General features: G+C 65.0%; 19 protein-coding genes and 1 pseudogene. 9 read left to right on the top strand and 11 right to left on the bottom strand.

The features are described 5' to 3' along the window. The first annotated feature begins 63 nt into the window (after positions 1 to 63). Positions 64 to 522 (top strand): EVE domain-containing protein, encoded by a 459-nt coding sequence (locus F3J19_RS01495; protein WP_167036557.1) that lies wholly within the window; start codon positions 64 to 66, stop codon positions 520 to 522. A gap of 261 nt (positions 523 to 783) precedes the next feature. Beyond that, positions 784 to 1,512, top strand: a complete 729-nt coding sequence (locus tag F3J19_RS01490; protein WP_167036554.1) for an SIMPL domain-containing protein — start codon at positions 784 to 786, stop codon at positions 1,510 to 1,512. Positions 1,513 to 1,717: 205 nt separating this feature from the next. Here F3J19_RS01490 and lgt read toward each other — a convergent pair whose 3' ends face one another. Together lgt and F3J19_RS01480 are read right to left on the bottom strand one after the other, a co-directional pair. After that, on the bottom strand, positions 1,718 to 2,623 hold the full coding sequence (lgt, locus tag F3J19_RS01485) for a prolipoprotein diacylglyceryl transferase (RefSeq protein WP_167036551.1): 906 nt from the start codon (positions 2,621 to 2,623) through the stop codon (positions 1,718 to 1,720). 36 nt (positions 2,624 to 2,659) lie between these two features. Continuing rightward, on the bottom strand, positions 2,660 to 3,751 hold the full coding sequence (locus F3J19_RS01480; protein ID WP_167036548.1) for a LysR family transcriptional regulator: 1,092 nt from the start codon (positions 3,749 to 3,751) through the stop codon (positions 2,660 to 2,662). A gap of 235 nt (positions 3,752 to 3,986) precedes the next feature. Here F3J19_RS01480 and ilvD point away from each other — a divergent pair, with 235 nt between their 5' ends. Together ilvD and F3J19_RS01470 are read left to right on the top strand one after the other, a co-directional pair. Further along, positions 3,987 to 5,660: a dihydroxy-acid dehydratase gene (ilvD, locus tag F3J19_RS01475; protein WP_167036545.1), complete on the top strand. Its 1,674-nt coding sequence runs from the start codon at positions 3,987 to 3,989 to the stop codon at positions 5,658 to 5,660. Between the two features lie 243 nt (positions 5,661 to 5,903). Further along, a complete protein-coding gene (locus tag F3J19_RS01470; protein ID WP_167036542.1) occupies positions 5,904 to 6,284 on the top strand; it encodes a c-type cytochrome in 381 nt (126 codons plus the stop codon). A gap of 87 nt (positions 6,285 to 6,371) precedes the next feature. Here F3J19_RS01470 and F3J19_RS01465 read toward each other — a convergent pair. The 3 genes and pseudogenes from F3J19_RS01465 to F3J19_RS01455 form a co-directional block, all read right to left on the bottom strand. Next, positions 6,372 to 6,749: pseudogene (locus tag F3J19_RS01465) on the bottom strand (DUF2486 family protein); the annotation flags it as partial. 134 nt (positions 6,750 to 6,883) lie between these two features. Further along, a complete protein-coding gene (locus F3J19_RS01460; protein WP_167036539.1) occupies positions 6,884 to 7,300 on the bottom strand; it encodes a DNA polymerase III subunit chi in 417 nt (138 codons plus the stop codon). Between the two features lie 52 nt (positions 7,301 to 7,352). Continuing rightward, positions 7,353 to 8,864, bottom strand: a complete 1,512-nt coding sequence (locus tag F3J19_RS01455) for a leucyl aminopeptidase (protein ID WP_167036537.1) — start codon at positions 8,862 to 8,864, stop codon at positions 7,353 to 7,355. Positions 8,865 to 9,000: 136 nt separating this feature from the next. On the opposite strand from F3J19_RS01455, the gene lptF reads away from it, so the two are divergent. Genes lptF through F3J19_RS01440 form a run of 3 tightly spaced genes read left to right on the top strand, consistent with a single transcriptional unit; the run spans position 9,001 to position 11,678 of the window. Further along, a complete protein-coding gene (gene lptF / locus F3J19_RS01450) occupies positions 9,001 to 10,098 on the top strand; it encodes an LPS export ABC transporter permease LptF (RefSeq protein WP_167036534.1) in 1,098 nt (365 codons plus the stop codon). 3 nt (positions 10,099 to 10,101) lie between these two features. Beyond that, positions 10,102 to 11,250: an LPS export ABC transporter permease LptG gene (lptG, locus tag F3J19_RS01445; protein WP_167036531.1), complete on the top strand. Its 1,149-nt coding sequence runs from the start codon at positions 10,102 to 10,104 to the stop codon at positions 11,248 to 11,250. A gap of 47 nt (positions 11,251 to 11,297) precedes the next feature. Next, positions 11,298 to 11,678: a CbiX/SirB N-terminal domain-containing protein gene (locus F3J19_RS01440; RefSeq protein WP_167036528.1), complete on the top strand. Its 381-nt coding sequence runs from the start codon at positions 11,298 to 11,300 to the stop codon at positions 11,676 to 11,678. 170 nt (positions 11,679 to 11,848) lie between these two features. On the opposite strand, the gene cobA is transcribed toward F3J19_RS01440, so the two are convergent. The 6 genes from cobA to F3J19_RS01410 form a co-directional block, all read right to left on the bottom strand. Further along, the gene (cobA, locus tag F3J19_RS01435; RefSeq protein ID WP_167036952.1) at positions 11,849 to 12,610 is read right to left on the bottom strand and encodes a uroporphyrinogen-III C-methyltransferase; all 762 of its coding nucleotides are present in this window, start codon (positions 12,608 to 12,610) and stop codon (positions 11,849 to 11,851) included. 114 nt (positions 12,611 to 12,724) lie between these two features. Further along, positions 12,725 to 14,041, bottom strand: a complete 1,317-nt coding sequence (locus tag F3J19_RS01430) for a GTP-binding protein (protein WP_167036525.1) — start codon at positions 14,039 to 14,041, stop codon at positions 12,725 to 12,727. Between the two features lie 66 nt (positions 14,042 to 14,107). Then, positions 14,108 to 15,070 (bottom strand): sulfate adenylyltransferase subunit CysD, encoded by a 963-nt coding sequence (gene cysD / locus F3J19_RS01425; RefSeq protein WP_167036522.1) that lies wholly within the window; start codon positions 15,068 to 15,070, stop codon positions 14,108 to 14,110. Positions 15,071 to 15,182: 112 nt separating this feature from the next. Next, the gene (locus F3J19_RS01420; RefSeq protein ID WP_167036519.1) at positions 15,183 to 15,932 is read right to left on the bottom strand and encodes a phosphoadenylyl-sulfate reductase; all 750 of its coding nucleotides are present in this window, start codon (positions 15,930 to 15,932) and stop codon (positions 15,183 to 15,185) included. Beyond that, positions 15,929 to 16,474, bottom strand: a complete 546-nt coding sequence (locus tag F3J19_RS01415; RefSeq protein ID WP_167036516.1) for a DUF934 domain-containing protein — start codon at positions 16,472 to 16,474, stop codon at positions 15,929 to 15,931. The genes F3J19_RS01420 and F3J19_RS01415 overlap by 4 nt, the downstream gene beginning before the upstream one ends. A gap of 21 nt (positions 16,475 to 16,495) precedes the next feature. Continuing rightward, positions 16,496 to 18,175, bottom strand: coding sequence for a nitrite/sulfite reductase (locus F3J19_RS01410; RefSeq protein WP_167036514.1), 1,680 nt, complete (start codon positions 18,173 to 18,175; stop codon positions 16,496 to 16,498). A 228-nt stretch (positions 18,176 to 18,403) separates the two neighbouring features. Between F3J19_RS01410 and F3J19_RS01405 the strand changes: the two genes are divergently transcribed. Both F3J19_RS01405 and F3J19_RS01400 read left to right on the top strand, forming a co-directional pair. Continuing rightward, the gene (locus F3J19_RS01405; protein WP_167036511.1) at positions 18,404 to 19,345 is read left to right on the top strand and encodes a CysB family HTH-type transcriptional regulator; all 942 of its coding nucleotides are present in this window, start codon (positions 18,404 to 18,406) and stop codon (positions 19,343 to 19,345) included. Positions 19,346 to 19,469: 124 nt separating this feature from the next. Further along, entirely contained in the window at positions 19,470 to 20,642 is a 1,173-nt protein-coding gene (locus F3J19_RS01400) for an ABC transporter substrate-binding protein (RefSeq protein ID WP_167036508.1), read from the top strand. Positions 20,643 to 20,786 lie beyond the last annotated feature (144 nt).

The raw sequence follows: 20,786 nt of genomic DNA, 5'->3' as shown, positions 1-20,786 counted from the left end.
CAGGTGCTTTTTGCAGGCGCCGGTTCGCGCGCGTCGTTCAATCCCTCACGTTCAATTCGATTCATGCGCTACTGGCTGATGAAGTCCGAACCGGACGAAGCAAGCATCGACGATCTCGCCAACGCACCGCATCGCACGTTGCCGTGGACCGGCGTGCGCAACTATCAGGCACGCAATTTCATGCGCGACACCATGCAGATCGGCGACGGCGTGCTCTTCTACCATTCGAGCTGCCCCGAGCCCGGCATCGCGGGCATCGCGGAAGTGTCGTCCACCGCGTATCCTGACCCGACCCAGTTCGATAACAAGAGTCCGTACTACGACGCGAAGTCGTCGCAGGAAACGCCGCGCTGGATGCTCGTCGACGTCGTGTTCAAAAAGAAGATTCCGCTGATTCCGCTTGCTGCGCTGCGCGAGCATGCCGAGTTGCAGGACATGCGTGTGCTCGCCAAAGGCAACCGTCTGTCGATCACGCCGGTGACCGAAGCCGAATGGCGTTTCATCACAAAACAGCTTGTTTGAGGGCATATCCGGCGTTCGCTCGTGACTTATGACGAACGGGTGAACGCACCGTGTTGTTCTCCACATGGCGGATAACGCCGAATTAGGGAACCAAGACAACGCGAGCCGCGCCTAATGATCGGATCGCGTATTGCAGGGCTCATTGAAGGGCTTCGCCTGGCCGGCGAGCCAGCCCGTCGCGAAAGCGAACCCGCAACCCCTACGCCATCACATGTCACTTGTGTCACACGTGCACAACCTGTTCATACAAGGAGTTCAACAATGACGAAACAAGCCGCACGGGCCCTCGCACTCGCTCTCGCCTGCACCGCGCCTGTCGCGCTCGCGCTGACCCCGACCCTCGCGCGCGCGCAAAGCGTCATGCCGCAGCCCGCGGGCGTGCTGTCGCTCAATGCGCAGGCGAGCGCGGAAGTCCCGCAGGACGTCGTCGACATCACATTGTTTTACGAGCAGGAAGCGAGCGATCCGTCCTCGCTCACGGCCACGCTGAACGAGCGCGCCGACGCCGCCTTGCAGAAGGCGCGCGGCGTCAGCGGCGTAACGGCGCGCACGGGCGCATTCTCGATCTTCCCATCCACCGATCGCGATGGCCACATTTCGACGTGGCGCGGCCGCGCCGAAGTCGTGCTCGAATCCCGCGACTTCGGTTCGGCATCGAAGCTCGCGGGACAGATGGCATCGATCATGCAGGTCGGCAACGTGAGTTTCTCGCTGTCGCCGGAAGCGCAGCGTGCCGCCGAGCAAAAGCTCACCGGCGAGGCGATCCGATCGTTCCGCGAACAGGCCGCTTCGTCGGCGCAGGCATTCGGCTTTAATGGCTATTCGATCCGCGAGGTCAATGTGAATCACGGCGGCGTCATGCCGCGCCCGGTCATGATGATGAGCGCGCGTGCCATGGGCGCCGAAGCGAAGAGCGTGGCGCCGATGCCGCTCGAAGGCGGCACGTCGACGGTGACGGTCAACGTGTCGGGATCGGTGCAGATGAAGTAACGCGCGCGCGGGAACGCAAACGCGCAAACACACATACCTGCAAGGAAAAACGCCACGGCATGTCTTCATGCCGTGGCGTTTCTATTTGCAGGTCCTGAAAACTCTAAAGGTTCTAAAGACCCACCGCGCCAACCGCCACGCTGCCCGACAAGACAAGGCAAACCGTGGCGCGCGGCTCGACGGATCAACCGCATCGACCCAAGGCTCAGCTCGCGCTCACCGCCTGCGCCGACTCGCGGCGCCCGCGTCGATAGGCCCACACCATCAGGCCGATGCCCGCGAGAATCATCGGCAGCGACAGCCATTGCCCCATCGACAGACCCATTGCGAGCAGGCCAAGGAAATCGTCCGGCTCGCGTGCGAACTCGACCGTAAAGCGTGCGAGGCCATAGCCGATCAGGAACATCGCGGAAATCGCGCCGAGCGGCTTCGGCTTGCGCGAGAAGAAGATCAGCACGAAGAACAGCGCCACGCCTTCGAGCGCGATCTCGTACAGTTCCGACGGATGCCGCGGCAGCATGTGATATTGCGCGAACACTTCGTTCAGATGCCATTGCGCGGCCAGTTGCGGATGCGCGGTGAGCCATGCGGCATCGTCGGGCGCGGCGCCCGGAAACAGCATTGCCCACGGCGAAGCCGGATCGGTCACGCGGCCCCACAGCTCGCCGTTGATGAAGTTGCCGAGGCGCCCCGCCGCGAGGCCCGTGGGCACCATCGGCGCGACGAAGTCGGTGACTTGCAGCCACGAGCGCTTGCGCTGATACGCGAACAGGATCATCGCGAGCGTGACGCCGAGAAAGCCGCCGTGAAACGACATGCCGCCTTCCCACACCTTGAAGATGTCGAGCGGATGCGCGAAGTAGAAGCTCGCCTTGTAGAACAGCACGTAGCCGAGCCGGCCGCCGAGGATCGTACCGAGCACGCCGTAGAACAGCATGTCGTCGATATCCTTCGCGCTCCAGCCCTGCGCGGCGACGTACGGCAAACGCAGTCGCAGCCGGCCGACGACGATCGCCGCGATGAACGCGACGAGGTACATCAGGCCATACCAGCGCACGGCGAGCGGCCCCAGATGAATGGCGACGGGGTCGAAATTGGGGTGAATAAGCATCGTGTGGTTATGGGCAGTTCAGGTTCAGGAATGCTTCTACAGCAGAGGTTTTACAGCAGCGTCGCCGCGCTCGGCGCGCGGCGCGACCGTCGCGGCATGCGCGCGCACGATCTCGATGAAGCCCGCGAGCACCGGACTCACCTCGTCCGTACGCCAGACGAGACCCGTTTCGATTGCGGGCACCGACTCGGACAGCGGCCGGTACACGACGCCCGTGCGCCGCAGGTTACGCAACGATTGCGGCACCAGTGCGACGCCCATGCCGGCCGACACGAGGCTGACGATGGTCTGCATCTGGATCGCCTCCTGGCCGATCCGGGGAGCGAGACCCGCGACGCCGTAGCAATCCATAATGATGTCATAAAAGCCTGGCGCCAGACGTCTTGGGAAGATCACGAGCGGCGCGTCGGCGAGATCGCGCAGGCTCACCGGCGTGTCGAGCCATTCCGCGCCGGGGTCGGCGCCGGGCTTGCCTCGTGCCTTTCCTATCTCTCCAGCCTCGCCCTTCTCGCGGCCACACCCACCGTCCTTCAGACCGTCTTCCACCCCGCCATTCACGCCCCCCGCGCCCGGCACACGCGCCGCCATCTCCGTCGACATCGCGATCACGAGCGGCTCGCGCGCGATCGGCAGCCACGACAGCTGCGCGGCATGGCGCGGCGGCAACGGCGCGATCACGAGCCCAGCGTCGATGCGCCCCGCCGCCAGTTCCTCGACCTGCACGTCGCTGGTGGCCTCGGTCAGTTCGAGCCGCACGCGCGGATGGCGCGCGCCGAAATCGCGCAGGAGCAGCGGCAGCAAGCCGTAATCGGCGGTGGAAACGAACGCGAGCGACAGCACGCCCGCCTCGCCGCGCGCGAGGCTCTGCGCGAGCGGGCGCAGCCCCTCGGCCGCCGCAAGCAGGCGCTGCACCTCGGGCAGGAGGTCGGCGCCGACCGCCGTCAGTTCGACCGAGCGCTTGGTGCGCGCGAACAGCTCGACGCCGAGCGTCTCCTCGAGCGCACGGATCGCCTGCGAGAGCGGCGGCTGCGTCATCGACAAACGCGCGGCCGCGCGGCCGAAGTGCTTTTCCTCGGCCACGGCGACGAAGTAGCGCAACTGGCGCAGATCGGGAATCGTCGGCAGCATGATGAAGACCCGGATTAATATGTTTTACGACCTGAACACGCGCAAATAATACACGCGACGCATGATACGCAAAACCGCCTGTCTGCCCGGCGCGGCGGCACTACACTGAACGGATGTGCCGGCGCGCCCGCTGGCGCATGCCCCGGCGGCTGCCCCCGGGCGGGGCGCGAGCCGCGCCGGCGCCCCGCCCTCGCGGCCCGGATCACGAACAGAACAGACAGACTGGAGCGTCCCCATGGCATACAACCGTCGTTCGAAAAACATCACGCAAGGTGTAGCGCGCTCGCCGAATCGCTCGATGTACTACGCGCTCGGCTACCAGAAAGAGGACTTCGACAAGCCGATGATCGGCGTCGCCAACGGCCACTCGACCATCACGCCGTGCAACGCCGGCCTGCAGCGTCTCGCCGACGCGGCCGTGGCCGCGATCAAACTGGCCGACGCGAACCCGCAGACTTTCGGCACGCCGACGATCTCGGACGGCATGTCGATGGGCACCGAGGGCATGAAGTACTCGCTCGTGTCGCGCGAGGTGATCGCCGATTGCATCGAGACCTGCGTGCAGGGGCAATGGATGGACGGCGTGGTCGTGATCGGCGGCTGCGACAAGAACATGCCGGGCGGCATGATCGGCCTCGCGCGCATGAACGTGCCGGGCATCTACGTGTACGGCGGCACGATCCGCCCCGGCAACTGGAAAGGCACCGATCTGACGATCGTGTCGTCGTTCGAGGCGGTCGGCGAATTCACGGCGGGCCGCATGTCGCAGGAAGACTTCGACGGCATCGAGAAAAACGCGTGCCCGTCGACCGGTTCGTGCGGCGGCATGTACACGGCCAACACGATGAGCTCGTCGTTCGAGGCGCTCGGCATGTCGCTGATGTATTCGTCGACGATGGCGAACCCCGACGAGGAAAAGGTCGACTCGGCCACCGAGTCGGCGCGCGTGCTCGTCGAAGCGGTCAAGCGGGATCTGAAGCCGCGCGACATCATCACGAAACAGTCGATCGAAAACGCGGTCGCGCTCATCATGGCGACCGGCGGCTCGACCAACGCGGTGCTGCACTACCTCGCGATCGCGCACGCAGCCGAGGTCGAATGGACGATCGAAGACTTCGAGCGCATGCGCAAGAAAGTGCCGGTGATCTGCAACCTGAAGCCGTCGGGCCAGTATGTGGCGACCGACCTGCACAAGGCCGGCGGCATCCCGCAGGTGCTGAAGATCCTGCTCGACGCGGGCCTGCTGCACGGCGACTGCATCACGATCACCGGCAGGACGATCGCCGAGGAACTGAAGGACGTGCCGGCCAAACCGCGCGGCGATCAGCGGGTGATCTTCCCGATCGACCAGGCGCTCTACGCCGAGGGCCACCTCGCGATCCTCAAGGGCAATCTGGCCGAAGACGGCGCAGTCGCCAAGATCACGGGCTTGAAGAATCCGGTCATCACGGGCCCGGCGCGCGTGTTCGACGACGAGCAAAGCGCGCTCGAAGCGATCCTCGCGGACAGGATCGTCGCCGGCGACGTCGTGGTGCTGCGCTACCTCGGCCCGAAGGGCGGCCCCGGCATGCCGGAGATGCTCGCGCCGACCTCGGCGATCATCGGCAAGGGGCTCGGCGAATCGGTCGGGCTCATCACCGACGGCCGCTTCTCGGGCGGCACGTGGGGCATGGTAGTCGGGCACGTTGCGCCAGAAGCGTTCGTCGGCGGCACGATCGCGCTCGTGCGGGAAGGCGATTCGATCACGATCGACGCGCACCAGCTGCTGCTGCAACTGAACATCGACGACGCCGAACTGGCGCGCCGCCGCGCCGCATGGCAGGCGCCGAAGCCGCGCTACACACGCGGCGTGATGGCGAAGTATTTCGCGCTGGCACAGCCGGCGAATCGCGGTGCGGTGACGGGGTGACGGAGTAACGATGGCCGCGCGTTGCTGAGCGGCCGCGCGCGTGAGCACGTATAAGTGCGTATGAAGGGCGTAATTCGACGCCCAAGCCACGCGCTACCGCCCGCTTCGCCATGCCGCACACGACAGGCCCGGCCCGCCGCCGCACGGCGCAAAAAATGCCAAGGGGCGCACGGAAAATCGTGCGCCCCTTGCTCTTATAATGCGTGCACCACAAGCCGGGCATCCGAACCGGCGGAGACCACCATGAAATCAATGTCGTATGCAGCCGTAGCAGCCGCTGTTGCGCTCGCCGTCACATTGAGCAGCGCCAGTCCGGCCGCGCATGCCGAAGCTGCGACGGGCCTCGCGCTGGCCCAACAGCAGAACTGCATGAGCTGTCACTCGGTCACGCGCACCTTCATGGGCCCGGCGCTGCGCGACGTCGCGGCAAAGTATGCGGAACGCGCCGACGCGGCGACCTATCTGAAGCACAAGATTCTCGACGGCAGCACCGGCATATGGGGACCCGTGCCGATGCCCGCGAACACCCAGCTCACGCCCGATCAGGCCGCCGCGCTCGCGACCTGGGTGCTGACGCTCAAAGATGAGCCGCCGCTCAAGCCGGCACCTCATTCGACGCCATGAACGAAACATGCCCGCTATGCGTGGCGCCTGATCTGAATACGGCGCACTATCGCCTCACGCCATCGCAATAGACGTGACGCCGTAGCCTCACGCGCGGCCCGAGCGCCGCGCCAGCTCCTCTTGCACCGCCTCGCGTACCCAGCCGGTCATTTCGGCTTCGAGCGTCCGCGCGACTTCGCGCGTGATCTGAGTGACGAGCAGACTCGCGTGCTGCTGCAACGCATCGCGGCAACGCGCCTCGATCACGCTGCGCCCCTCTCCCGACAGAAAGCCCGCGAAGCGTCCGCGCAGACGCTCGGCGATCAGATCGGCATCGGGTTGCGAAGACTGTGCGGCGGCTTCGTGCCCGAGATCCGGCGGCACGGTCGCGCCGGCCTCGGCAGGCGGCAACGGCTCGACGCGGTCGAACACGCCCGGCGCCGCGGATTCAGACGCCGGCTGGACGGCCGGCGCCTCGTGCGGCCGCGGCGCGCGGCCCGGCATCAGTATTTCGTGCAGGACCGGAATCGAATTGTCGTTGGGATCGGACACGTGCACTCTCCGCGTTGAACGCCCGGGAAGCGACGCGCGCCATGCGCGCGAAGCGGACGGAATGAAACCTAGCTGCCTTGCTTGTAGTTGTTCAAAGCATAGCCGCGATCGCGATAGAAACGATAGCGTTCGCGGCCGGCAACGAGTTCGTCGTGTGCGTTACCGACCACTTCGAGCAATCTTTCGAAGCGCGCGAACTGGGCAGGCACCGTCGCGCCGAGATTGAGCAGCACCTGGTGATGCGGCGCGTCGTCGAGATTCGCGGCCAGCACGACAGGCGTCTGGGCCGCAAGCGGCGTGCCCGCCATGCAGTGCGGCACGAAGTCGAGCGGCGAGAACGTCCAGAGCTTTTCGTCGAAGGCCCGCAGGCGCGCGGGCTCGGCCAGCACCACGAGCGGCTGGCCGGCCAGATACGCCTTGCGCACGAGCCGGCATGCGTACAGCAGCGAATCGCCGACGTTCGAGTGAAAGTCGATTCTCGTCATCGGCCGCTCCGCCCTGCTCGCGGCGCGGCCGCCGCGCGCTTGCCGCAATGCGTCATTGCGCGGCGCGGTCGATCAGGAACTGCGCGAGCAGCGGCACCGGACGGCCCGTTGCGCCCTTCGCCGCGCCGCTCTTCCACGCAGTGCCCGCGATGTCGAGATGCGCCCACGGATAGGCGTCGGTGAAGCGCGACAGGAAGCACGCGGCCGTCACGCTGCCGGCCGGACGTCCGCCGATGTTCGCGACGTCGGCGAAATTCGACTTCAGCTGGTCCTGATACTCGTCGTCGAGCGGCAGGCGCCATGCCGGGTCGGAGGCTTCGCGCGAGGCGTCGAGCAGTTCACCCGCGAGCGCGTCGTCCTTCGAGAACAGGCCGCTGTTGTGATGGCCGAGCGCGATGATGCAGGCGCCCGTCAGCGTAGCGATGTCGATCACGGCGGCCGGCTTGAAGCGCTCGGCGTAGGTGAGCGCGTCGCACAGGATCAGGCGGCCCTCGGCGTCGGTGTTGAGCACCTCGATCGTGAGGCCCTTCATGCTCGTGACGATGTCGCCCGGCTTGGTAGCCGTGCCCGACGGCATGTTCTCGACGGCCGGGATAATGCCGACCACGTTGATCTTCAGGCCCATCTCGGCGACCGCGCGCAGCGTGCCCAATACCGAGCCCGCGCCGCACATGTCGTACTTCATCTCGTCCATGCCCTCGCCCGGCTTCAGCGAGATGCCGCCCGTGTCGAACGTGACGCCCTTGCCGACCAGCACCACCGGCGCGGCCTTGGCGCCGCCGCCCTGGTACTGCAGCACGATGAACTGTGCCGGTTCGACCGCGCCCGCCGTGACCGACAGGAACGAGCCCATCTTGAGCGCCTCGCACTGCTTCTCGCCGAGCACTTCGACCTTCAGCTTCCAGTCTTTCGCGAGCTTCTTCGCGGTGTTGGCGAGATAGGTCGGCGTGCAGACGTTGCTCGGCAGATTGCCGAGGTCGCGCGTGAGGTCCATGCCGTTGGCGAGCGCGGCGCCCTGCTTCGCGGCAAGCTTGGTGGCCTTCTCGTCGCCGGTAGCGACGCTGAAGACGATGCGTTTCAGCGCGCGCGGCGTGTTGTCCGGCTTGCTCTTCATCTGCGTGAAGCGGTAGGTCAGCTCGCGCAGCGCGAGGATCGCGGCGCGCACGCACCAGTCGGACGTGCGTTCGAGCACCGGCAGTTGTGCGAGCGTGAACGTGACCTGCACGATCTTCGTGCCGAGCAGTGCGCGCCACGCGGCGCGCACGGCTTCGCCGTAGGCCTTCTGGCCGAAAGCGTCCTGCTTGCCGAGGCCGACGAGCAGGACACGCGAGGCGCCGATGCCCGATACTTCGTGCAGAAACAGCGTCGTGCCCGCCTTGCCGTCCATGTCGCCGGCCTTGATGATGCGCGTCAGCAGGCCCCGCGTGGCTTCATCGATCTCAAGCGCAGCGCCCGAGAGCGTTTGCGACTCGAACACGCCGATTACGATGCAGTCGGATTTCCCGGTCAGGAAACCGTTTGACGAGCCTTTGGTCCAATCACAGGCTTTTATGCTAAAGTCCATCGCGCTTGTCCTCGGATAAAATCTGGGCTTAGGATGAAAGCCGCAATTATCCGCTATTTTTCCCGCGGCGGCTGCACCGGAGGCGTGACGGAACGAACCCGCGCGTTGCCGTGAGCGCCCCCTCTCGTCATCACTAATGATCTTCGAACGCTCCCTTCAGCGCGAACTCGCGTACACGGCGGGTGCCGTGTTCATGGTTCTCCTCACGCTCGTGCTGACGACGATGATGATCCGCATCGTCGGCTTCGCGGCGTCGGGCGAGATCGACCCGCGCGACGTGCTGGTCCTGATCGGCCTCACCGTGATCGGCTATCTGGCCATCATGCTCGTCGCCACGCTGTTCGTCTCGATCCTGTTCGTGCTCACGCGCTGGTACAAGGACTCCGAGATGGTCGTGTGGCTGTCCTCGGGCGTGAGCCTCACGCAGTTCATCAAGCCGATCGGCCTGTTCGCCACGCCGATCATCATTCTCATCATGTTCTTCGTGTTCGTCGGCTGGCCGTGGTCGAACCAGCAGAGCAAGCTGATCCGCGCGCGCTTCCAGCAGCGCGACGAAGTCTCGCTGCTCGCGCCGGGCCAGTTCCGCGAATCGCCGACCACGCACCGCGTGTTCTTCATCGAGAAGATGTCGCCCGACCAGGGTCATGTCGAAAACGTGTTCGTGACAAGCACCGAAGGCGGCAAGGTCAACGTGGTGGTGTCGAAGAACGGCCACGTCGAGACGCACAAGAACGGCGACCGCTTCGTCGTGCTCGAAAACGGCCGCCGCTACGACGGCGAACCGGGCCACCCCGATTTCCGCATCATGGAGTTCGAGCGCTACGGCGTGAAGATCCAGAGCCAGCCGGTCGTCAATACGCCGACCACCACCGGCTTGCCGACGCTTACGCTGCTGCGCAATCCGAGCAACGACAACCTCGCCGAATTCGCATGGCGCGCGGGGCTGCCGCTGATCGCGATCAACCTGATGCTGCTCGCGATCCCTCTCGCGCACCAGAACCCGCGGCGCAGCCGCACGATCAACCTCGTGATGGCCGTGCTGATCTATCTCACGTACTCGAATCTGCTGAACGTGGTGCAGTCGTGGATCGAGCAGGGCAAGATGTCGTTCGGCGTGGGACTCGTGATCCTGCATGTCATCGTAGCGGCAATCGTCGCGTTCATCTTCTGGCTGCGCGTGCGCAACCGGCCGCTCTTCACGTGGGCGATGTTCAGCCGTTCGAAGGGAGCCTGACCGATGCGCATCTATGAACGGTATTTCGCGCGTCAGATCTATCTCACGTTCGTCTTCATCCTGTTTGCGTTTTCGGGTCTGTTCTTCTTTTTCGACCTGATCAACGAACTGAATTCGGTCGGCCACGGCAACTACAAATTCCAGTACGCGGTGCTGCGCGTCGCGCTGCAAACGCCGTCGCGCTTCTACGAAATCATTCCGGTCGCGGCGCTGATCAGCGCGATCTACGTGTTCGCGCAGATGGCCGCGAATTCCGAATACACGATCTTCCGCGTGTCGGGTCTCGCGACCAACCGGGCGCTGCGCTCGCTGCTGAAGATCGGCATTCCGCTCGTGATCGTCACGTATCTGATCGGCGAAGTGGTCGGCCCGTACACGGATCAGCTCTCCGAGCGCGTGCGGCTCGAAGCGCTCGGCTCCTCGGTGTCGAGCAACTTCCAGTCGGGCGTGTGGGTCAAGGACACGCTCACCGAGCGCGCCGACGGCGAGCAGGTCACGCGCTTCGTCAACGTCGGCGAGCTGATGCCCGACGCGACGATCAGCAACGTGCGCATCTACGAGTTCGATTCGAAGTTCCGGCTCTCGAACGTGCGCATCGCGCAAAGCGGCCGCTATCAGCCGCCCGGCCACTGGCTGCTGACCGGCGTGACCGACACGCAGTTGATCGACGTGCCGCCCGCGCCGGGCACGCCGGCCGATGCGCTCAATCCGGTCTATCGCGCGAACCAGGTCTCGCTGCCCGAGTACTCGCTGCGCTCGGAGCTGACGCCGCAGATTCTGTCGGTGCTGCTGATGTCGCCCGACCGCATGTCGATGTTCAATCTGTTCCGTTATATCCAGCATCTGACCGAGAATCATCAGGACACGCAACGTTATGAAATCGCGCTGTGGCGCAAGATTCTGTACCCGTTCGCGGTGTTCGTGATGCTCGTGCTGTCGCTGCCGTTCGCGTATCTGCATACGCGCGCCGGCGTGGTCGGCGTGAAGGTGTTCGGCGGCATCATGCTCGGCATGAGCTTCCAGTTGTTCAACACGCTGTTCTCGCATATCGGCACGCTCAATACGTGGCCCGCGCCGCTCACGGCGGCGACGCCGGGGCTCGTGTACCTCGTGCTCGGCCTCGTCGGCCTGAAGTGGGTCGACCGGCACTAGTGCCGGTGCGGCCGGTGCGCTGAGAGACATCGTCGGGAGTCGACGCGATGGCGATGCATGGACTGATTCTGTTTGGCCACGGCGCGCGCGATGCGCGCTGGCGCGAGCCGTTCGAACGGCTCGCCGGCAAGCTGCGCGCGGCGCGTACCGCAACGGGCGGCGCACAGGCCGTCACGCTCGCGTTTCTGGAATTGATGGAGCCCGATCTGCCGACGGCGGTGACGCAACTCGTCGGCGAGGGGTGCGACGCGATCACGGTCGTGCCGGTGTTCTTCGGCCAGGGCGGCCACGTCAGACAGGACCTGCCCGCGCTGATCGACCGGTGCCGCGCCGCTCATCCGGCCGTCGAGATTCGCTGCGCGGTCGCGGTCGGCGAGGATGAATCGGTACTGGATGCGCTCGCGCAGTACTGTTTGCAGCAGATTTGAGGCTCGCCCGGTAGCGTGCGCTGCGCTGGCGTAGATGGGCCTGATTCGGGGCCATGATTCAAGCCCGTGGTTCGGGCCCATGACGCGAGCCTGATCTGAACCTGGCCAGAAAATGAAATCGGCCGACGCATCACGCGACGGCCGACCGGAAAAACCTCGCAGCGAAGACCTCAGGCGGCGACCCGAATACCCTTCGCAGACTGCCCCGCATCGGTTTGCCGCTCCCGCTCCGCGAACGCCTCGCCGATCATCAGCAGACTCGGCTGCGAAGCATCGACCCAGCGCTGCGCGTCACCGGCGGCCAACTCCTCGAGAGTCAGCGTCAGCATGCGCTCGCGCGGCGTGCTGCATGCTTCGACGATCGCAACCGGCGTCGTCGCCGGCTTGCCTGCATCGATCAACTGCTGCGCGATCTCGACGCCGCTGTCGCGCCCCATGTAGAACACGAGCGAATCGGCATTGACCTGCTCGCGGATTTCCTCGGAGCCCGGCGCGCGGCTGAACGTCGCCAGCGCGACGCTGCGCGATACGCCGCGCAAGGTCAGCGAGCGTTGCAGCGATGCCGCGCTCGCGAGCGCGGCGGTAATGCCCGGCACCACTTCATACTCGATGCCGGCCGCTTCGAGCGCGCGCATTTCCTCGTCCGCGCGGCCGAACAGCATCGGATCGCCGCCCTTCAGACGCACGACCACGTCGTGCTCCAAAGCCGCGTCGACGATCTGCTTGTTGATGAACTGCTGGGCCGTCGAGAGCTGTCCGCAGCGCTTGCCGACCGCAATGCGCTTCGCGCTGGCGGGTGCGTAGTCGAGCATCGCCGGCTCGACGAGCGCGTCGTGCAGCACCACGTCGGCGGTGCCGAGCAGCCGCGCGCCGCGCACCGTAATCAGGTCCGCGGCACCGGGTCCCGCGCCGATCAGATAAACCTTACCCATGGACATCAACCTGTTCGTTGCAGCGTAGGCAGGCGGCGCCGTGCACCGCCCGCGTAGCCCTTTTGCGTCGCTCCTGCCGCGTCATCGCGCATATCGCGCGTTCAGGCGTCTCGCTCAGGCCGAAAATGCCCGGATCATACCAGCCGCGACGGTATGGTTCGTCGCTTCGTCGATCAGCACGAACGCGCCCGTGCCTTGATGCGAATCGTACGCGTCGCACACGAGCGGCTTCTGCAAGGTCAGTGCGACACGGCCGATGTCGTTCATCGCGAGTTCCTTGCGATCGATGGCCTGCGACAGCGTATGCACGTCGAGCACTTCCTGGATCGCGCCGATCTTCGCGAACACCGTGTTGGTGGTTTGCTTGAGCAGATACTTGCGCTGCGTCGAGAGCGGCGTGTCGTCGAACCAGCAGAGGTCCGCTTCGAGCTTCTTCGCCGGCTCCGGCGCCGCTGCGCGCAGCACGAAGGTATCGCCGCGCGACACGTCGACGTCTTCCGCGAGACGGATCGTGACCGTTTGACCCGCGAACGCGCGATCCACCTGCGCGGTGCCGCCGACCACCGGCGCGATGATCTCGGCCACGGTCGCTTCGCGATTGGCCGGCAGCACGACGATCGTGTCGCCGAGCTTCACTTCGCCCGATTCGATACGGCCCATGTAGCCGCGGAAATCGTCGGCCTGGCTGCCGTCCTGGCGCGCGACCCACTGCACCGGGAAGCGCAGCGCCTCGCCGCTCGCGGTTTCGACGGGCAGCGCTTCGAGCACGTCGAGCAGCGGCTCGCCCGCGTACCACGGCATGCGCTCGCTTGCCGTGACGATGTTGTCGCCCTTCAGCGCCGACACCGGCACGAAGCGCACGTCTTCGAGACCGAGGTGGCGCGCGAGTTCGACGTAGGCGTCGCGAATCTCGTTGAAGCGCGCTTCGCTGTAGTCGACGAGGTCCATCTTGTTGATCGCGACGATCGCGTGCTGCAGGCCGAGCAGCTTGACGATCGCGCTATGGCGCTTGGTTTGCGGCAGCAGTTGCGCAACGCCGTTCTCGAACGTGACGCGCGTCGCGTCGACGAGGATGATCGCCGCGTGCGCGGTCGAGGCACCCGTCACCATGTTGCGCGTGTACTGCTCGTGGCCCGGCGTATCGGCGATGATGAACTTGCGCTTGGCGGTCGCGAAGTAGCGGTACGCGACGTCGATCGTGATGCCCTGTTCGCGTTCGGCTTCGAGGCCGTCGGTCAGGAGCGACAGATCGATTTCGTCGCCCACGGTGCGCTTGTTTTTCGCGCGCGACAGCGCCGAAAGCTGGTCGCTCAAGACCGCCTTGCTGTCGTACAGCAGGCGGCCGATCAGCGTGCTCTTGCCGTCGTCGACGCTGCCCGCGGTGATGAAACGCAGCACGCCGAGGTCTTCTGGTTGATGAATACTGCTCATGATTTTCCTTGTCCCTCTGTCGACCGGAGTTCGCGCTTTAGCGCGCTACGCCGGTCCCATGTGTGCTTAGAAATAACCCTGCTTCTTGCGCTGTTCCATCGCGGCTTCCGACACCTGATCGTCCATCCGCGTCGCGCCGCGCTCCGTGATTTCGGTCACGGCCGTCTCGGCGATGATCTTCTCGATATCGTCCGCATCGCTTTCGACCGGGCACGTGCAGCTGATGTCGCCCACGGTACGGAAGCGCACGAGCGTCTGTTCGCTGGTCTCGCCCTCGCGCATCGGCGTGAGCGGCGTAACCGGCACGAGCAAGCCGTTGCGGCGCACGATCTCGCGCTGGTGCGCGTAATAGATCGACGGCAGTTCGAGCTGTTCGCGCGCGATGTACTGCCACACATCGAGTTCGGTCCAGTTCGAGATCGGGAACACGCGCAGGTGTTCTCCGTTGTGCAGACGCGCGTTGTAGAGGCTCCACAGTTCCGGGCGCTGCGCCTTCGGGTCCCACTGGCCGAATTCGTCGCGGAACGAGAAGATGCGCTCTTTCGCGCGGGCCTTTTCTTCGTCGCGGCGCGCGCCGCCGATCATCGCGGTATAGCCGTATTGCTCGATGGTTTCAAGCAGCGTGACCGCCTGCGCGGCGTTGCGCGAATCCGTTTCGCGGCGCAGACGCACGGTGCCGCGCTTGATCGAATCTTCAACGTGGCCAACCACGAGTTCGGCGCCGATCTCCTGTGCGCGGCGATCGCGGAAGTCGATCACTTCGTCGTAGTTGTGTCCCGTGTCGATATGCACGAGCGGGAACGGCAACTGCGTCTTGCGGTTCGCACCGAGGCCAAAGGCCTTCAGGGCGAGCGCGAGCACCACGACGGAATCCTTGCCGCCCGAAAACAGCAGCGCCGGCTTGCTGCATTCGGCGACCAGTTCGCGCAGGATGTGGATCGACTCGGCTTCGAGCCAATCGAGGTGATCCATACGGTTCGCCGTGTTGATAAGCGGAGCGTTCACAGTGGAATCGAGCGTGGTGCTCATGTTGGGTCCTTCGTTGATTGGCCCGGCGAGCGGTCGCCCGCCCGAGCACAAGTATTCAGTTCGATTGATGCGGCGCTCGGACCGGGAGCCAGGCTCCCAGTGTAGCGAGATATCAGGCCGATGCGTTTTCGCTCGGCTCGACCGCGATCGGCGTAATCGCCGTGATGTGCAAGCCGCATTCCTTCGTGTCGCGCGACTCCCACCACCAGCGCCCCGCCCGGCTGTCCTCGCCGGGGCGGATCGCGCGCGTACAGGGCTCGCAGCCGATGCTCGGATACCCGCGCGCGTGCAGCGGATTGACCGGCACGTCGAACGCCTTCAGGTAATCCCACACTTCGGCCTCGCTCCAGTCCGCGAGCGGATTGAACTTGGCGATGCCGCGCGCGCCGTCGTGCTCTTCCTCGTGCAGCTCGGCCCGCGTGACCGACTGCTCGCGGCGCTGCCCGGTCACCCAGGCGCTGACGTCGGCGAGCGCGCGATTGAGCGGCTCGACCTTGCGGATCTCGCAGCAGCGCTTGCGCAGCTCGACGCTTTCGTAAAACGCGTTCAGGCCGTGCTCGCTCGCGTACTGCTCGACCGCGGCCACCTGCGGATGAAACTGCTCGATGTCGTAGCCGTAGCGCTCTTTCACGCGCTCGAGCATGCCGAGCGTTTCCGCGTGCAGACGGCCCGTGTTCAGCGAGAAGATGCCGATCTTCACGCCGCGCGAGAGGATCGCGTGCGTGAGCAGCATGTCTTCGGCCGCGAGGCTGCTCGCGAGCTTCACGTTGGCGTGACGCGCGGCGATCGAATCGAGCAGCGCGTCGAGGCGTTCAACTTTCGCGGCAAGCTCCGGGCCCAGCGTTTGCGCGGCGGTGTTCATGCCGGCACCTTGCCGGCGCCGGCCTGCGCCGCGCGGCGGCGGAACAGCGGCGACGGGTTATCGACGGCGCCCTGGTACTGCACGCTGAATTCGTCGAACGCCTTCAGCGCGTCGTCGAAGTCCTTGTCGGCGCGCAGCGCGTAGGCGTCGAAGCCACAGCGGAACATGAACGTGAGCTGGTCGCGCAGCACGTCGCCGATCGCGCGCAGCTCGCCCTGGTAGCCATAGCGCTCGCGCAGCAGGCGGCCAATGCTGTAGCCGCGGCCGTCGCGGAACACCGGGAAATCCACGGCGATCAATGCCAGCTTGTCGAAGTCGCCGACGATATCCGCCGGTTCGCTGTCCGGCGCGAGCCACACGCCGAGTTCCGTCGTGCCGCGCGCGGCGACGAGCGCGTCGCGCCCGGCCTGCCACAGCGCCAGCGGCACGATCACCTTGCCGGCCGGCAGTTCGCCGACCGTCGGCAAAGCGCCGTCTTCCGCGGGGCGCACGACCGTCCAGTCGTCGTTGACGATCGCGCGGTTCTTGATGATAGAAGCCATCTGTTCAGTATCCTTTCGCGGTTACGCGTGAGCCGGTTGACGCGCGGCGTACACGCGCTCCTTGAACGGGGTGATGCCGATACGGTTGTAGGTATCGATGAAACGCTCGCCTTCCTGGCGGTTTTCCACGAAGGTGTCGATCACCTTTGTCATCACGTCCGGCATTTCCTCAGCCGAGAACGACGGGCCGATCACGCGGCCGAGGTGAGCGCCGGTCGCGCCCGTGCCCTGCTCGCCGCCGAGCGTCACCTGGTACCACTCCGAGCCGTCCTTGTCGACGCCCAGAATGCCGATGTTGCCGACGTGGTGATGCCCGCACGCGTTGATGCAGCCCGAGATGTTCAGCGACACGTCGCCGAGGTCGTACACGTAGTCGAGATCGCTGAAGCGTTCCTGGATCGCGAGCGCAATCGGGATCGACTTCGCATTCGCGAGCGAGCAGAAGTCACCGCCCGGGCACGCGATGATGTCGGTCAGGAGACCGACGTTCGGCGTCGCGAAGCCTTGCGCCTTGGCCTTTTCCCAGACCGCGAACAGGTCGCGCTTCTTGACGTCGGCGAGAATCAGGTTCTGTTCGTGCGACACGCGAATCTTGCCGAACGAGTATTCGTCGGCCCAATCGGCGACCGCTTCCATCTGCGCGTCGGTCGCGTCGCCCGGGGCGATCGTGGTCGGCTTCAGCGACAGCGTCACCGAGGCGTAGCCCGCCACCTTGTGCGGACGCACGTTACGCTCGACCCAGCGCGCGAACGCACGGTTTTCGAGCAGATGCTTCTCGAACGACGCGTCGGTGTCGGCCAGCTTCTCGTAGGCGGGCGGCACGAAGTATTGCGCCACGCGATCCACTTCGACCTGCGTCAGCGTCGACGGACCGTCCTTCAGGTGCTGCCACTCTTCCTCGACCTGCGCCGAGAATTTCTCCGGCGAGAGCGCCTTCACGAGAATCTTGATGCGCGCCTTGTACATGTTGTCGCGGCGGCCGTAGCGGTTGTAGACGCGCAGCACGGCTTCGCAGTAGGTCAGCAGATGCTGCCACGGCAGGTCGCGGCGGATGATCGCGCCGACGATCGGCGTACGGCCGAGGCCGCCACCGGCCAGAATATCGGCCACCACGTCGCCCTGCTTGTTCTTCTTCAGATACACGCCCATGTCGTGAATCTGCACGGCCGCGCGGTCTTCCTTCGAACCCGACACGGCGATCTTGAACTTGCGCGGCAGCCACGCGAATTCGGGGTGGAACGTCGACCATTGACGCAGGATTTCGGCCCACGGACGCGGGTCGATCACTTCGTCGGGCGCGACGCCGGCGAATTGATCGGCGGTGATGTTGCGAATGCAGTTGCCCGAGGTCTGGATGCCGTGCATCTGCACGCTGGCGAGCTTGCGCAGGATTTCCGGCGTTTCCTCGAGCTTGATCCAGTTGTACTGGATGTTCGAGCGCGTCGAGAAATGGCCGTAGCCGCGGTCGTGTTCGCGCGCGATCTGCGCAAGCACGCGCATCTGGTCGCTGCGCAGGTTGCCGTACGGAATCGCGATACGGTGCATGTACGCGTGGCGCTGGTAGTACAGGCCGTTCTGCAGGCGCAGCGGACGGAACTCCTCTTCGCTCAATTCGCCCGACAAGCGGCGGCGAACCTGATCGGCGTATTGCGCGACCCGTTCATCGACGATGGTCTGGTCGTACTGATCGTATTGGTACATTCGGGGACCCCAATTTTTCGAAACTTTGCGTGACACACGGCGGTCCGGTTTCCGCCGTGGCTCGAATACCGGTGTTTGTCAACTGCCGCAAGCAAGGGTTTAGACCCATCGCTTATTTGCTTATGACAAATACAGATATCCATATTGAAAAAGTTGGACAGATCGTAATAAACTCGCCTTATATTTCAAACGACTAAAAAATTCTTTTTATATGCGCAGAGGTTATATATGAATCTGCACCAATTCCGCTTCGTCCGCGAGGCAGTGCGGCAGAACTTCAACCTCACCGAAGCCGCCAAGGCGCTGTTCACAAGCCAGCCGGGCGTCTCGAAGGCGATCATCGAGCTCGAAGACGAGCTCGGCGTCGAAATCTTCACGCGCCACGGCAAACGCGTGCGCTCGTTGACCGAGCCGGGCCGCATCATATTGCAATCGATCGAAAAAATCCTCCAGGAAGTGGAAAGCCTCAAGCGCGTCGGCAAAGATTACGCGGCGCAGGACCAGGGCAACCTGACGATCGCCGCGACCCACACCCAGGCGCGCTACTCGCTGCCGGGCGCGATCGCCGAGTTCAAGCGGCGCTTCCCGAAGGTCCACCTTTCGATTCTGCAAGGCAGCCCGACCCAGGTCGCCGAGATGGTGCTGCACGACCAGGCCGACCTCGCGATCGCCACCGAGGCGATCTCCAACTACAAGGATCTGGTCTCGCTGCCGTGCTTCCAGTGGCACCACCTCGCGGTGATGCAGCCGGACCATCCGCTGATCGAGCGCAAGCTGCTCTCGCTCGACGATCTGACCCAGTACCCGCTGATTACCTACGACAACGCGTTCGCCGGCCGCTCGAAGATCAACGAGGCGTTCCGCCTGCGCGGGCTGCATCCCGACATCGTGCTCGAAGCGATCGACGCCGACGTGATCAAGACCTACGTCGAACTCGGGCTCGGCGTCGGCATCATGGCCGACATCGCGTTCAACGCCGAGCGCGACCGCCATCTGCGCGCGATGCCGGTCGGCCATCTGTTCGGCAGCAACGTGACGCGCGTCGCGCTGAAACAGGGCGCGTATCTGCGCAGCTACGTGTACACGCTCGTCGAACTGCTGTCGCCGAGCCTGAACCGCAAGCTGATCGAGCAGGCGCTCAAGGGCGAGCACGAAACCTACGAACTTTGATGGCGGCGGGAACCGCGCTGATTGCGCCCTGCTTTCCGGTTCCCGCTTTCTAATTTCCGCTTCTATCTGATTCCCGCTTCCCGATTCCGTTTGAATCCCGCTTTCCGCTACGGAGACCTTTCTCATGACGTTGCATAACAACACGCTTCGAAACATGTTGCGCGGCCTCGCCGCCGCCGGTGCGCTGCTCGCCGCGAGCGCCGCGCACGCCGACCTCAAGGTCGGCATCGACCTGTCGAACACGGGGCCGGCCGCCGTGATCGGCATCACGAGCAAGGACGCGATGCTGATGTGGCCGCAGACGATCGCCGGCCAGAAAGCCGACTACATCTTCCTCGACGACGCCTCCGACCCCGGCGTCGCCGTGCGCAACATCCGCAAGCTCATCAACGAGGACCACGTCGACGTGATCGTCGGGCCGAACATCACGCCGGCCGCGATGGCCGCGCTCGATCCGGTCGCCGAAAGCCAGACGCCCATGATTACGCTGATCGGCTCGGCCAGCGTGGTCGAGCCGCAGGAAGGCAAGAAGGTCTGGGCCTACAAGATGGCGCAGACCGACAGCGCGATGGCCGACGTGATGACGCGCTACATGTCGAACCACAACGTGAAGACAGTCGGCTTCATCGGGTTCGCCGATGCCTACGGCGAAAGCTGGCTCAACGAGTTCAGCAAGTTCGCGGCGCTGCGCCATATTCAACTGGTCGCGACCGAGCGCTACAACCGTACCGACGCGAGCGTGACCGGCCAGATTCTCAAGCTGATGGCCGCGAAGCCCGACGCGATCCTGATCGCCGGCGCGGGCACGCCGACCGTGCTGCCGCAGCGCACGCTGATCGAGCGCGGCTACAAGGGGCCGATCTATCAGACGCACGGCATCGCCACGCCCGAATTCATCAAGCTCGGCGGCAAGGACGTGGAAGGCACGCTGTTCCCGACGCAGCCGGTCGTGGTCGCGCGCTCGCTGCCGGCCGATCATCCGTCGAAGAAAGCGGCGCTCGCGTTCGTCGACGCGTACGAGGCGAAGTACGGCCCGGGCAGCGTGACGCAGTTCGCCGGCGATGCGGCCGGCGTGTATCCGCGCTTGCAGGATGCGGTCGCGCGCGCGTTGAAGACCGCGCAGCCGGGCACGCCGGCGTTTCGCGTCGCGCTGCGCGAGGAACTCGAACACGCGCATGAACTCGTGGTGCCGAACGGCGTCGTCAATACGAGCCCGCAGGACCACGTCGGGCTCGATCAGCGCGCGAGCGTGATGGGCATCATCAGGGACGGCAAGTTCGTTTATCTGAGCCAGTGACCGCGCGGCTTATGTGTTGAGGGGTGTGCGGTTGATGGGGGCTATGGTCTGTCCGGATGCCGCCGCCCCGCCTGGTACTGTTCGGTGCTATTGGGTGCGCTTCCCGCCATCGTCAAACGTGAAGACATCGAACGGCCCGGGCTT

Origin of the sequence: Burkholderia sp. Ax-1724 (genome assembly GCF_011752995.1) — a bacterium.
GTDB lineage: Bacteria > Pseudomonadota > Gammaproteobacteria > Burkholderiales > Burkholderiaceae > Paraburkholderia.
The sequence above is the reverse complement of the archived record's forward strand: the minus strand, read 5'-3'. Positions and strand labels throughout refer to the sequence as shown.